This window comes from Limnobacter parvus (genome assembly GCF_024623725.1).
GTDB classification, from domain to species: Bacteria; Pseudomonadota; Gammaproteobacteria; order Burkholderiales; family Burkholderiaceae_B; genus Limnobacter; species Limnobacter parvus.
Genome location: NZ_JANKHG010000026.1, coordinates 102,514 through 116,611, shown reverse-complemented (window position 1 = coordinate 116,611; position 14,098 = coordinate 102,514). Strand labels below are relative to the sequence as shown.

Sequence of the window (14,098 nt, the reverse complement as noted above, 5' to 3'; positions counted from 1 at the left end):
AAATCTGCTTGGCAAGTTTGGTGATGTGCGCCGTTTTTTCTTGGCTTGAATTTTTGAGGATTCACGAACATGAGCAACAAACCCACTGACAACAAACCTGAATTGTCTGAAACACGCCGTACCTTCATTAAACAATCTGCGGCGGTTTGGGGTTCCACCATGCTGGCGGGCTTTGGCGCACCCTCCATCGTGATGGCGCAATCGACAAAGCTTGAAACTACCAAAGCAAAACTTGGCTTCATCGCACTTTCTGATGCGGCTCCCCTGTTTGTTGCTGACGAAAAAGGGTTTTTCAAGAAACACGGCATGACCGATGTGGAAGTGCTAAAACAATCGTCATGGGGTACAACCCGCGACAACCTGGTGCTTGGCTCTGCTGGCAACGGCATTGATGGTGCTCACATTCTGACCCCCATGCCCTATTTACTGACCACCGGCGCCATAACCACCAATAACATTCCAGTACCCATGGTCATTCTGTGTCGATTGAATCTGGACGGTCAGGGCATTTCAGTCAGCAATGAGTACAAAGACTTGAAGGTGGGTACCAACGCCACGGAATTCAAAGCAGCTTTGGCGGCAAAAAAAGGCGCTGGCAAGCCAGTCAGTGCGGCCATGACCTTCCCTGGCGGCACGCACGATTTGTGGATTCGTTACTGGATGGCCGCAGGCGGCATCGACCCGAACAGCAACGTGTCCACGATTGTGGTTCCTCCTCCCCAAATGGTAGCCAACATGAAAGTGGGCAGCATGGACGCGTTCTGTGTGGGCGAACCCTGGAATCTACAGTTGATCCATCAAAAAATTGGTTACACCGCAGTAACTACGGGCGAATTGTGGAACAACCATCCGGAAAAAGCATTGGGCCTGCGAGCCGATTATGTGAAAGCGAACCCGAATGCAACCAAAGCAATCTTGAAGGCTGTAATGGAAGCGCAGATGTTCTGCGACGACCCCGCCAACAAAGATGAAGTGGCAAAAATCTGTTCACAGCGCCGTTGGATCAACGCGCCAGTGGGCGACATCATCGAGCGCATGAAAGGTCAATTCGATTATGGTACTGGCCGCATGGAAGACAACAGCAAACACTTGATGAAGTACTGGAATAATCAGGCTTCTTACCCATTCCAAAGCCATGACTTGTGGTTCATCACAGAAAATCAGCGATGGGGCTACCTGCCCAGTAAACTGGACACCAACGCGCTGATCAAGAAAGTAAATCGGGAAGACATCTGGAGAGCCGCAGCCAAGGAGCTTGGCGTGGCTGCCAAAGACATTCCGGCCAGCACATCGCGCGGCATCGAAAAGTTTTTTGATGGAAAAGTATTTGATCCGAAGAACCCCAAAGCCTACCTCGACAGCCTGACCATTAAGGCGATGAAATCATGATGAACACTGACACACTAGAGCGTTTGCAAACCACCCCCAAGGTAAAAGGCAAACCATTTATCGAAACAGCCGCCTACAAGCGAGCGAAAGAGAGCCTGGCCAAGCTTGTTCCGCCTATCGTAATCATGAGTGTTTTGCTGCTGATCTGGGAAATTTTGTGCAGCGCAGAAGGCGCTCGCCTGCCTGCCCCCAGCAAAGTGATCACCGACACTTGGGAGCTGATTATCAACCCGTTTTACGACAACGGTGGGTCTGATGTCGGCATGGGTTGGCAAATCATGGCGAGTCTTCAACGCGTGGCGATGGGGTATAGCTTGGCTGTGGTGGTGGGTGTTGCCCTGGGTGTGTTGGTGGGGCAATCCACATGGGCCTTGCGGGGTTTGGATCCCCTTTTTCAGGTGCTACGTACGGTACCACCACTGGCATGGCTGCCCCTGTCGCTCGCGGGTTTTCAAGACGGCAACCCGTCCGCGATCTTCGTGATTTTCATCACAGCCATTTGGCCCATCATCATCAATACTTCTGTCGGCATTCGAAACATTCCTGAAGACTACCGCAATGTGTCCCGAGTTATTCAGCACAACGGCGTGGAGTACTTTTGGAAAATCATGCTGCCAGCCGCAGCGCCCTACATTTTCTCGGGCCTGCGAATCGGTGTTGGCTTGAGTTGGCTGGCGATTGTTGCCGCCGAAATGTTGATCGGTGGTGTGGGCATTGGTTTCTTTATCTGGGATGCATGGAACAGTTCTCTGATCAGCGACATTGTTTTGGCACTGGTCTACGTGGGCATCGTCGGTTTCATTCTTGACCGATGCGTGGCCTGGGTAGGCAACAAGATAACCCGCGGAACTTCAGCAGCTTGAATGACTGCGCGAGCAGTGTCCAGATTCGATAAATTAAGGAGCAAAAAATGAGCGATCGTTTTTTAAGTATTTCTCAGGTCCAAATGCGTTTCGAGCGCAATGGCACAGTCAACCCGGTGCTCAAAGACATCAACCTGGAAGTGAACAGGGGTGAATACATTTCGTTGATTGGGCACTCGGGTTGCGGCAAGTCCACGGTGTTAAATATTATTGCCGGCCTTCTAACCGCCAGCGAAGGCGTGGTGATTGTGGACAACAAAGAGGTCAATGCACCGGGGCCGGACCGCGCATTGGTGTTTCAAAATCATTCCCTGCTGCCCTGGCTTACTGTTTACCAAAACGTTGAGTTGGCAGTAGAAAAGATTTTCCGTGGCAAAAAAAGCAAGGCTGAACAACGTGAATGGATTTTGTACAATCTCGACATGGTCAATATGAGCCACGCGCTTGATCGCCTTCCCTCTGAAATTTCCGGTGGCATGAAACAGCGCGTGGGTATTGCCCGTGCGCTAGCCATGGAACCGAAAGTGCTGCTACTCGACGAGCCCTTTGGCGCCTTGGATGCGCTCACCCGCGCGCACCTTCAGGACGAGGTAATGCGAATTCAGGGCGAGTTAAAGAACACGGTAGTGATGATTACTCACGATGTGGACGAAGCGGTGCTGCTTTCAGACCGAATCGTGATGATGACCAATGGCCCTTCCGCAACCATCGGGCAAATTCTTGAGATCGACCTGCCCCGGCCTCGCGATCGGCTCGCTTTGGCCGATAACCCCACCTACAACCATTACCGCCACGAAGTGCTCAGCTTTCTGCATGAGAAACAACGCAAGGTGGAAGCCATCGACAAACACCGCCAAGTCAAAGCCAAATTGGCAAGCAAGGTTAGCGCAAACGCCTGACCTACCTTCCCCACCCCTGAAAAGCCGCCAGACCAACATCTGGCGGTTTTTTTTCGAGCCTAGGGATAGTACCGAGTCATAAGGGTTTGCTCCTATTTAGTTAGCCTTGGTACCCCATCACAATGCAGGTTCGAAAAGTAAAACGAATAACAACAGTCGAAAGCTACATCAATTTAAGGAGGCAAAATGACTGACTCAGTGAACAACCAAAAGCGCCGTGATTTTATCAAGGGCACATCAGTGGCTGCAGTAGGTGCTGGCGCCATGGCGTTCCCCATGATCTCTACAGCGCAGACCGTGAGCATGCGCTTCCAGAGCACATGGCCACAAAAAGACATCTTCCACGAATACGCCGTTGACTTCGCAGACAAAGTGAACAGCATGACTGGTGGCCGCCTGAAAATTGAAGTGCTGCCAGCTGGCTCCGTGGTTAAGGCATTTGACCTGCTGGACGCAGTAAGCAAGGGCACACTTGACGGTGGTCACGGTGTGATCGCTTACTGGTACGGCAAAAATGCAGCCGTGGCATTGTGGGGTTCAGGCCCCTCTTTCGGCATGGACGCCAACATGTTGCTGGCATGGCACAAATACGGTGGCGGCAAGGAATTGCTGGATGAAATCTACGGTGATCTAAAAATGGACGTGGTTTCGTTCATGAGCGGCCCAATGCCAACACAGCCACTGGGCTGGTTCAAGAAGCCTGTCACCAAGGCAGAGGACCTGAAAGGGTTGAAGTTCCGTACCGTTGGATTGTCTGTAGACATGTTCACGAAAATGGGTGTTGCGGTTAACGCGTTGCCAGGTGGTGAAATCGTTCCAGCGATGGACCGTGGCCTGCTGGACGCTGCTGAATTCAACAACGCATCTTCTGATCGTTTGCTTGGCTTCCCCGATGTATCCAAAGTGTGCATGTTGCAAAGCTTCCACCAGTCTTCAGAACAGTTTGAAATCATGTTCAACAAGACCAAGTACAACAAGCTGCCAGCTGAAATCAAGGCGATTATTGCAAACGCGGCCGAAGCTTCGTCTGCCGACATGAGCTGGAAAGCAGTTGATCGTTACTCCAAAGACTACGCTGAAATGCAGAGCAAAGACGGTGTCAAATTCTTCAAGACACCTGACAGCATTTTGAAGGCGCAGTTGAAAGCATGGGATGAAGTCACCAAAGAAAAATCGGCGGCCAACCCCATGTTCAAGAAAGTGTTTGAATCACAGCGTGCATTTGCCGCACGTGCTGCCAAGTGGCAAGCCGACACTTCAGTCGACTTCAAGATGGCACAGGCATTCTACGCACAAAAGAAGTAATTAACCCCAAGACAAAAAGCCAGCACCTGCACAACGGGTGTTGGCTTTTTTTTAACCGAACCAGAGGTTCACCCCATGTTAGCTTTTCTTCATTTGGTCGACAAAATTTCAACCAAGATTGGTCACCTGTTTGCTTGGACCATCGTGTTGTTGACCGGAGTTATCGTGTACGAAGTGTTTACACGGTACGTGCTAAACAGCCCAAACCCATGGGTTTTCGACGCATCCTACATTCTTTACGGCATCCTGTTCATGATGGCAGGTGCTTACACATTGGCCACCAATGGCCATGTGCGTGGCGACATTCTGTACGGCTTTTTAGAGCCCAGAACACAGGCCATTCTTGATTTGATTTTGTACTTTGTTTTCTTCTTCCCCGGCATCATCGCATTGACCTACGCAGGTTACACATTCGCAGACGAAGCCTGGGCCATCAAGGAAATGTCGTCCATCACTGCAGATGGCCCGCCCATTTACCCGTTCAAAGCCTTCATTCCACTGGCTGGTTTCTTTCTGCTGCTTCAAGGCATTGTGGAAGTTATTCGCTGCGTGATGTGCATCAAAGACGGTGTATGGCCCAAGCGTGAAGACGACGTGGAAGAAGTGGACGTAGAGAAGCTGAAAGCTTCGCTTGGCAAGAATTAACAGGATTCATCATGAAAAAAGAACTGTATTTTGGTATTGCCATCATGGCGATGATCCTGATCGGAGTCGCCATTGCAATGCCCGCACCTTCCGAGATGACCAACGGTCACTTGGGTTTGTTGATGCTATCACTGGTGGTTGTAGCCATCATGCTGGGCTTTCCAACCGCCTTTACCCTGATGGGCATGGGTGTGATTTTCACTTTCTTCGCTTACGATCAAGACATACAAAAAACCCTTGATCTGATGGTGCAATCCACCTACAAGGTGATGACCAATGATGTGCTGATCTCGGTGCCATTGTTTGTGTTCATGGGCTACTTGGTGGAACGCGCTAACTTGATTGGGAAACTGTTCAAGTCACTGCACTTGGCCATGGCACGCTTGCCAGGTGCGCTGGGTGTTGCAACCTTGATCACCTGTGCAATCTTTGCGACTGCAACAGGCATTGTGGGTGCAGTCGTGACCTTGATGGGCTTGCTGGCCATGCCCAGCATGTTGAAAGCTGGTTACGACACAAAAATTGCTGCTGGCGCAATTACTGCGGGCGGCTGTTTGGGTATTTTGATTCCACCTTCCGTGTTGTTGATCGTTTACGGCGCAACTGCCGGTGTTTCAGTGGTGCAATTGTACGCAGGCGCTTTGTTTCCTGGCTTGATGTTGACGTCAATGTACATTGCTTACATTATCATTCGCGCCAAGATTAATCCAAAATGTGCGCCCCCGTTGTCGGAAGAAGAACGCCGTGTGCCACTAAGCCCTGTTCTTGATTCATTGAAGCGTACGTACGGCAGTAGCCGTGCGGTGTCTGCCTTGGTGAATGGCTTGAAAGGGCGCCGTGAAGGCAACCTGACCAGTGGACAAGTTGCCGGCCAGTTGTTCGTGGCGATGATCCCCGCCATCTTCGCTGCCTTTATTTTGGGTTTGGTGTACTCCTCAGTGACTGCGCCCCCCGAAAAAGCATTTGATACGTCTGGCTTGGTATCCTTCGGCTCCAGCTATGAAAGCTCAGGCAGCAGCAATTACGATTTTGGATTGGAAGAACCAGCGGGTGCAGAAACCATTGAAGCTGCACCAGCACCTGCTTTGGAAGAACCTGTAGCAGAAGAAGCTGTTGCGGAGCCTGAATCAACTCCAGCACCCATGAACTTCTGGATCTGGTTACTGGCGATTGTGGCTGTATTGGGGTATTACTATTCACGCCTCAGCTTTGAGCGCCTTGAAGTGTTCAAAATGCTGCTCACTTCATTCTTCCCTCTGGCGTTTTTGATTGCCGCTGTGTTGGGCAGTATTGTGATGGGTTTGGCCACACCTTCGGAAGCAGCTGCATTGGGCGCATTTGGTGGTTTGTTGCTTGCTGCCGGTTATCGCCAGCTGAGCTTCCCTGTGCTGCGTGAATCCGCCTTCCTCACTTCCAAAACCACTGCCATGGTGTGCTGGTTGTTCGTGGGTTCATCCATTTTCTCGGCAGCGTTTGCATTGTTGGGTGGCCAGGAACTTGTGGAAACCTGGGTGCTGTCACTGGGCTTGACCCCCATTGAATTCCTCTTGCTGTCGCAGGTCATCATTTTCCTGTTGGGCTGGCCTTTGGAATGGACAGAGATCATCGTAATTTTCATGCCAATCTTCATTCCACTGCTGCCCTACTTTGACATAGATCCATTGTTCTTCGGATTGCTGGTTGCGTTGAACTTGCAAACCGCGTTCCTGTCGCCACCTGTGGCCATGGCAGCTTTCTACCTGAAAGGTGTATCGCCACCCGGTGTTACATTGAACCAGATTTTCATGGGCATGATCCCCTTCATGTTCATCCAGATCTTCGCGATGTTTGTGTTATATGTGTTCCCACAAATCGGCATGTGGCTGCCAAGTGTGTTGTACAGATAACATCAACAGCCACAACAAGAAAAAAGCACCCTAAGGGGTGCTTTTTTTTCGTACATTCAATGTGGGCTAGCAGACAGAGGATACTTTACCTAACTGGCATTCTGCAATTTGCAGCCCACACTGCACTGCCCGCACTCCTGCCCATTGGTGCGGGTTTTTTTTGCTTAGAAGATTTGCGTTAGATCCATATTTCCCATATTTTGCAAGTGGTAAACCACACGAGCACGCTGAGACGGTTCAAGATTCAATTCAAGCACTTGGCTTACGAAAACAACATCGCTTTTCAGGGCTTCGGGCAAGGATCCAAAAACATTGGGTGATTGCTGAATCGCTTTTAGTAAAAAGGCTTGATTAGCCATTAATTCGGAACCTGCATGAGTAATTGCGTGTGGCGTTTCCATTACCGCCGCAAGTGTGATGTCTTCGTTATTTTTTAACTCTGGCCCAACATACCTCAGGTTTTCCCCCCTCTCAGTGACTGCTGCGAAGGCGAAATCGAAACGGTTTCTGAAAACCTCTGGCAATCGGCGAAATACGTCAGCTGGAACACTACTCATCGCCAAGGTTGCAAACTCAATATCGTTCTTGAGTCGCTCACTGGCATGTTCGTAATAATCAAAACCACCGTCCTGACATCCCTCCACCATATAATCAAAGTTATCCCGCAAACGCGGCCCGGCATACTGAATTATTTCCTCTCCATTGTTGTTTTCCTCGGCCAGTTCGACGACATCTGCCATTTCCCGCAGTCGCTCACTTGCAAATTGCAAAGCCTCACCGCAATTCTGTTCTAGCGCAAACTCCACAATGTCACGTCGATCCTTCAATTCGTCGCTGGCAAATTCAAGTGCACGAGCTTCTACCACCAAAGCGCAGCGCACTACGGCTGGCATATTTCGAAGGCGTGCACTTGCGCGCGCCAGTGAAAAGCCGTTGCGCTGGCAAGCTTCCATCATGAACACTTCATTGTCTAGAAGCGAGACAGGTGTGTGGTCCAAGGGAGTAACATCCCTTTGATATTCAGGATTGATGACCGCCAGTTGAAAATCTGGATCGACTCTGTCACTGATTGACAAATGCTCATGGAAATCAACTTCGCCGTCTTCAATCCCGATTATCATGCCTGCTTTTTGAAATGCGGTGACGATGGCAGCAATATTTTCAATTTGCGTTTCGGGATCAACTTCAGCCGTAATCAAAAATGACCTGAGCGGGTTAAAGGTGTTAGCACGTAACATCGCCAAGTGGCGGGGCTGAATTTCAGTGTGGCCCATGGCCAGCAATTGCTTACAAAAGTTAGCCAGTTTTTGGTTTGATTTGGCAAGATTGGCACCTAACTTAACGGGGCGAGGAATTACAAAAACATCGACCACATGCTGCATCAAGTCCACGTAACTGTTTTTGACGACGCGCTGAAGCATCGCTCGGCGTGTAAGCATTGGCTTGATGTGTTGCATTAACTCGCCAACTTCTGGAAGTTCATCAATGGTTTTTGCTGCATAAAATTGGCTTAGCGGGGCACGACAAGCCTCTTTCAAACTACAGCCAAGGCTTTGCATCAGCGGGTTGTAAATGTGAAAGTCGGCAAATTTCAACCCAACAAGTCGCAGTAAATCTGACTTGTCAATTACGGTACACGGGGCTGGTAACTTGGTCCTCTTCAACGCACCTGCAAGTTCTTCAACTGCGTTTTTCACAGCTGGCAAAATAGCGGCTTGTTGACTTTGGGGCTGATTTTGCAAGCCGGTGCTGGCCGAGTGGCTACTCGAACCCGTGTTTGAACCTGACAGCTCGTGAATCATTTAAAACTCCGGAATTACCGACACTTCGTGCACAGTTAAGGAGAATTAGGTAACCCTGGCGCAAGTTAAGTTCAAGCAAATTAGAACCGCAGCTATTGTATTTTGGACACTTGCCGCTAACGACCAGTCACCATCATGTTCACGAACCTCAGGGCGGTGTCAAATTTCGGTTGTAATTCAGGAAGTTCCACCATCAAAATTTCGAGCGAATCTTCCACATCCACATCCAGATTGTATTTCCACTCATCACTGGGAATATCGTCCGAAAGGTTAATGGCCAAAGCCACGCTTAAATGAATCAAGGCACTCAACTCACGGGAATGATTGTTTCCGGGATGTGGATAGTTTCGAATTGAATCGCCAATCACCGACGGCAAATTCCATTCATGTGCAATTGCTGCGCTAACCTCTGCATGGTCAAAACCCAACAACTGACTTTCCGCATCGGCCCTGTCATAAGGGAAATGATCACCACAGGCTTGGTCAATTTCAGATGCAATTTCGGGTACAGCCCTGTGTATGGCCAGCACGCCCAATCCGTGAATCAAGGCAGCGGTGTAAGCCCTGTTCGCATCATGCCCGTACAACCATGCAATGTCTTTGGCGATGTAAGCCGACAAAAGCGACAAACGCCAGAATCGCTGCAAATCAAAGTTCTTTGTGTTTTCCCAAGAACCCATCAAGCCGCAGGCAAGCACCATCGTTCGAATAGCATCAATGCCAATAATCAACGCAGCGTCTTCAATACAGTCAACTTGTTTCGGACGACCGAAATAAGCCGAGTTGGCCATCTTTAATACCTGGGCAGAGATAACCGGGTCAAGCCTCACTGCATCAGCAAGGTCATTGATGCTTAAATCATTTTGATTCAATAGCAGCAACACATCTTGAACTGCTTTGGGTATGGCTGGAATTAGATGTGCTGTCTGCAAAATAGCGTCGAACTTGTTGCTCATGGTCAAACCCTTGTGAAGGCGAAAAAGCTTTCTTTTTATAGTCAACATACCTTAACAAATCAGTGTATGCGCCATTCGCCGGTATTCAAGGGTATTGTCATGTCAATTCTTCGCCTAACTCGGAAAAACAAAAAACCCGCCACTAGGGCGGGTTTCAATGTTTTTGGCGGAAGCTGTGAGATTCGAACTCACGGAAGGCTTTCACCTTCGCCGGTTTTCAAGACCGGTGCATTCAACCGCTCTGCCAAGCTTCCGAGCCCGCAATTATAACCACAAACCCCGGGTTTTGGGAACCCGGGTGCAATATTTGCATTTGCTTTCATTTCAGGCTTTCAAGCCCATGCGCTTTTTCATGGCTTGCATGCTGAAATAAGCAAACACTGCAATGGTCGGTATGGCCACTGCAATAGCCAAATCGGGCGACACAGCCACGCCAAGTTCTTTGGCTCCCTTGGCCAAATAGCCAATCAGACTGGCACCGTAATAGGAAATAGCAACTATTGAAAGACCTTCCACGGTCTCTTGCAGGCGCAGCTGCACCTTGGCCCGCTTGTCCATACTGGTCAACAAGCGCTGATTTTGGCTTTCGCGTTCAATTTCAACACGTGTTCGCAACAACTGCGTCACGCGTGAAATACGCGCGGCCAATTCATCTTGCCTGCGCGCAGTCCAGGTACAGGTTTTCATCGCTGGGCCCAACCGGCGATCCATAAATTCACCAAAAGTTTGCATGCCCACCATGGGAATTTCTTTGAGTTCAGTGATGCGCTTTTTCACCAGGTCGGTGTAGGCTTCAGCCGCGGTGAATCGCACCCGGTTTTCAGCGCTGAGTTGTTCTACCTTGGCAGCCAGGTCGGTTAAGTGGCTTAATAATTTTCGATCCAGTTCCACATCTTCGTTCGTGACTTCAGCCAAATCCTCAGATTTGCTGGTCGCGGCCATTTCCGTGGCCAATTTGACCAAGCGGTCTTCATACGAGGAAAGCTTGGGTAAGGTGGCACGCGCCACCGGAAAGCTCAGCAGCGCCATCATGCGGTATGTTTCCATCTCGATGGTGCGTTGTACCACTCGGCCCAACTGACGCGAACCCATTTTCAGATTGCAAATCAGAATGCGGGTTGCTCCCCGGTCAGCAATTCGAAGATCAGAAAATACTTGCCCTGCCCCGTTGGCGATCATGCCGCCAATCAAGGTATTGCCATCGAAATAACCTGCCACGCTGCGTGGCTCGCGGGGGCTGTCGGTTTTCTGAACAAACAGTTCAATCGCCACCAGCATGATGCCCGGCAGCGATGCCATCCAGCTGGGCGGCAAACGGCGGGTAACTGGCCTGTCGAACACAATGGCGTGGTCGGCACGTTCGAAAAATGTCAGGGTAATGAATTCATTGTGGCGTTCAACCCGCAGGCGCAACGCAGATTCACCACCACACAGGCTCAAGCTGACCTGCGGAGCTGCCAGCTCATCGTTTAAAACTGGTTTGGATCCGCAGTAGTCCACCAGGACCTGCAATTGCGCAACCAAGTCGGGCGTCACATTGCCCTGCACCAGCAAGGCAATATGAGAAACACGCTCCTGAGGCCACAGTGCTTCGGTGGGTCGTGAATGGACTTCGTCGTTCAGCGCCTGCCGCAATGGGTAAGGCTCGGGCAATAGATTGCTTTTGTTCATAGTACGGAATTGAAATGCGCGGGGTTGCAGTGCCTTCAACTTCGGTCACGAAGTTCAGGCCAAGCTTTCATCAGGTAGTAGCACATGGACCACACGGTCAATACGGCGGCTACATAAATGGCGAGTGTGCCGAGCAGCTGAAAATTAATCCCCATCCAGGTTTCATGCGCAAGCAGCATCGGAATGGCTACCATTTGCGCAATGGTTTTGAATTTGCCCAGCCAATTCACCGCCACGCTGTTGCGTGCGCCAATACTGGCCATCCATTCACGCAGGGCCGAAATGGTGATTTCACGGCCAATAATGATTAGCGCAATGAATGGGCCGATTCGGCCGAGGTCAACCAGAACAATTAGCGCTGCACCCACCATAAGCTTGTCTGCCACTGGGTCAAGAAAAGCGCCGAAAGCCGACATTTGATTCCAACGCCGTGCCAAATAGCCATCTACAAAATCAGTAGTTGCTGCAAACACAAAAACCCAGGCGCCCACCCAGTTCTGCATGGAAAGGGACATTACGGTTTCTGGCAGAAAATAGATGCCGACAACCAAAGGAATTAAAACAATCCGGATCCAGGTCAGGATCATGGGGAGGTTCATTGGCATGGTTGTTGTTCTTCTGTTAAGTAAAAATTACACTCGATAGAGGTACAGAATATATCAGCGTGAGCGCCAATTGAGGCGCCCTTTTTCAGTGCAAGCGCCGATAAATTTCTTCGGCCAACGTTTTTGAAATGCCTTCCACGGTTTGCAGGTCTTCAATACTCGCCGCTTTAACACCCCGCAATCCACCAAACCGGGTCAGGAGTTTTTGTTTTCGCCTTGCGCCAATGCCTTCAATTTCATCCAGTTCAGAAGCCTGCCGAGCCTTGGCGCGCTTGGCACGCATGCCGGTAATGGCAAAGCGGTGGGCTTCATCTCGAATTTGTGCAATCAACATCAGCGCCGGGTGGCCTGGGCCCAGTTCCAGGCTGGGGCGGCCATCGGGAAACACCAGTGTTTCAAGGCCCACTTTGCGGTTCTCGCCTTTCTTTACACCCACAATCAGGCTGATGTCCAAACCCAATTGCTCAAACACCTGCCGCGCCACTTCAATTTGCCCCTTGCCACCGTCGATCAACACCACATGGGGCATCACAATCGGGGTTTTGCCCTCGCGCTGGTAACGGCGCGTAACGGCTTGGCGCATGGCCGCGTAATCGTCGCCCGGTGTAATGCCTTCAATGTTGTAACGCCGGTATTCGCGGCTTTGCATGTCGTGGTTATGAAACACCACGCAGGAAGCCTGTGTGGCCTCGCCCGCTGTGTGTGAAATGTCAAAGCATTCCACGCGCAAGGTGGCCAGCAAATCAATTTCTTCAGGCGGTGTTTCAACCGCCTGTTCAGTGCCGGGTGGCAAGGCTGAATCACTTGTAGAGTCAGTCGATGGCTTGATCGTGCCACCCAACATGCTGCTGGCCTCGCCTGCCTGAAAGGCTTCTTCTAGGCGCGGCTCTAGTACCAGGGTTTCAACAAGGGCACGGGTACGGAACTGGGCGGAACCCTGCTCTGCAATTCGACGCAAAATGGCAATCTGTGCGTTGTCCACGGCCATGTCCAGCCATTTACGCCGCTCGCTTTGCGGCTGACGAATCAAATTGATTTTCTTGCCCGCTTGCTGGCTTAAAGCCATCATCAATTCAGGTGCATCCAGGTCTTGATTCACGATCAGCAAATTCGGAATGGGCCGGTCTACATAGGCCTGGCTCAAGAACGCCTCAAGCACTTCAGGGCCAATGTCCTCTGAAGCTTGTGCCACGGTGGGAAACATGGGTTTGTCGCCCAAATGCCGCCCGCCCCGCACCATGGCCACGTTCACACACACAGCACCGCCTTGTATTACCACCGCAACAATGTCTGCATCGTCGTCGCCACCGGTGGTGTCCACAGATTGCTTTTGCAGCACACGGCTTAATGCGCCCAACTGGTTGCGGTACATTGCGGCTTTTTCGAATTCCAGCAGGCCACTGGCTTCCAGCATTTTATCTTCCAGATTGGCCAGCACCGATTTGTGATCGCCCCGCAAAAATCGCGATGCCGCTTCAACATCTTTTGCATAATCTTCCGGGCTAATCCACTTCACACACGGTGCACTGCAGCGCTGAATCTGCGCCTGCAGGCAAGGCCTAGAACGGTGCGCAAATACGGTGTCTTCACAGGTGCGCAGTAAAAACACGCGTTGTAATACCTGAATACTTTCCTTCACCGCCCAAGCGTTCGGGAAAGGCCCAAAGAACTGGGATTTTTTATCCACTGCGCCGCGGTAGTAGGCCACACGCGGATAAGTGTGATTGGTCAGCCGAAGGTAAGGGTAGCTTTTGTCATCGCGAAACAAAATGTTGTAGCGTGGACTAAGTGACTTGATCAGGTTGTTTTCAAGAAGCAGCGCTTCGGCTTCCGTACGTGTGGGCGTAACATCGACGCGCACGATGCGTTCAACCATGTGCCCGGTGCGGGGACTGCTGTGGGTTTTCTGAAAGTACGATGACACACGCTTTTTCAGATTTTTCGCCTTGCCCACATACATCACAGTGCCATTCGCATCAATCATGCGGTACACACCAGGTCGTGTGGTCAGGTCTTTCAGAAAAGCCGAAATATCGAAGGTCTCTTGCGGCTGTTCGTGTTCCGTCATCGCCCTGCC

The 14,098-nt window shown here is 50.8% G+C and carries 11 protein-coding genes and 1 tRNA gene; 6 read left to right on the top strand and 6 right to left on the bottom strand.

Annotation, left to right across the window (positions count from 1 at the left end; all coding sequences use genetic code 11):
- Positions 1–69: 69 nt before the first annotated feature.
- The 6 genes from NSP04_RS13165 (at position 70) to NSP04_RS13140 (ending at position 6,987) form a co-directional block, all read left to right on the top strand.
- Positions 70–1,389, top strand: a complete 1,320-nt coding sequence (locus NSP04_RS13165; RefSeq protein WP_257512812.1) for a CmpA/NrtA family ABC transporter substrate-binding protein — start codon at positions 70–72, stop codon at positions 1,387–1,389.
- The gene (gene ntrB, locus NSP04_RS13160) at positions 1,386–2,252 is read left to right on the top strand and encodes a nitrate ABC transporter permease (protein WP_257512811.1); all 867 of its coding nucleotides are present in this window, start codon (positions 1,386–1,388) and stop codon (positions 2,250–2,252) included. The genes NSP04_RS13165 and ntrB overlap by 4 nt, the downstream gene beginning before the upstream one ends.
- Positions 2,253–2,299: 47 nt before the next feature.
- Positions 2,300–3,151, top strand: a complete 852-nt coding sequence (locus NSP04_RS13155; RefSeq protein WP_371825026.1) for an ABC transporter ATP-binding protein — start codon at positions 2,300–2,302, stop codon at positions 3,149–3,151.
- A 186-nt stretch (positions 3,152–3,337) separates the two neighbouring features.
- Positions 3,338–4,456: a TRAP transporter substrate-binding protein gene (locus NSP04_RS13150; protein WP_257512810.1), complete on the top strand. Its 1,119-nt coding sequence runs from the start codon at positions 3,338–3,340 to the stop codon at positions 4,454–4,456.
- Between the two features lie 75 nt (positions 4,457–4,531).
- Positions 4,532–5,101, top strand: a complete 570-nt coding sequence (locus NSP04_RS13145; RefSeq protein WP_257512809.1) for a TRAP transporter small permease subunit — start codon at positions 4,532–4,534, stop codon at positions 5,099–5,101.
- 11 nt (positions 5,102–5,112) lie between these two features.
- The gene (locus NSP04_RS13140; protein WP_257512808.1) at positions 5,113–6,987 is read left to right on the top strand and encodes a TRAP transporter large permease; all 1,875 of its coding nucleotides are present in this window, start codon (positions 5,113–5,115) and stop codon (positions 6,985–6,987) included.
- 164 nt (positions 6,988–7,151) lie between these two features.
- On the opposite strand, the gene NSP04_RS15055 is transcribed toward NSP04_RS13140, so the two are convergent.
- The 6 genes from NSP04_RS15055 to uvrC all read right to left on the bottom strand — a co-directional run bounded on the left by NSP04_RS15055 (position 7,152) and on the right by uvrC (position 14,089).
- On the bottom strand, positions 7,152–8,684 hold the full coding sequence (locus tag NSP04_RS15055) for a DUF4116 domain-containing protein (RefSeq protein WP_257512807.1): 1,533 nt from the start codon (positions 8,682–8,684) through the stop codon (positions 7,152–7,154).
- A gap of 221 nt (positions 8,685–8,905) precedes the next feature.
- Positions 8,906–9,745 carry an HDOD domain-containing protein gene (locus NSP04_RS13130; RefSeq protein WP_257512806.1) on the bottom strand — a complete coding sequence of 280 codons (840 nt, stop codon included), beginning with the start codon at positions 9,743–9,745 and terminating at the stop codon, positions 8,906–8,908.
- 164 nt (positions 9,746–9,909) lie between these two features.
- A tRNA-Ser gene (locus NSP04_RS13125) sits at positions 9,910–9,999 on the bottom strand.
- A 70-nt stretch (positions 10,000–10,069) separates the two neighbouring features.
- Positions 10,070–11,416 carry a DUF3422 family protein gene (locus tag NSP04_RS13120; RefSeq protein ID WP_257512805.1) on the bottom strand — a complete coding sequence of 449 codons (1,347 nt, stop codon included), beginning with the start codon at positions 11,414–11,416 and terminating at the stop codon, positions 10,070–10,072.
- Between the two features lie 35 nt (positions 11,417–11,451).
- Positions 11,452–12,021 (bottom strand): CDP-diacylglycerol--glycerol-3-phosphate 3-phosphatidyltransferase, encoded by a 570-nt coding sequence (gene pgsA, locus NSP04_RS13115; protein ID WP_257512804.1) that lies wholly within the window; start codon positions 12,019–12,021, stop codon positions 11,452–11,454.
- Positions 12,022–12,106: 85 nt separating this feature from the next.
- Entirely contained in the window at positions 12,107–14,089 is a 1,983-nt protein-coding gene (uvrC, locus tag NSP04_RS13110; RefSeq protein WP_257512803.1) for an excinuclease ABC subunit UvrC, read from the bottom strand.
- Between the last annotated feature and the right edge of the window lie 9 nt (positions 14,090–14,098).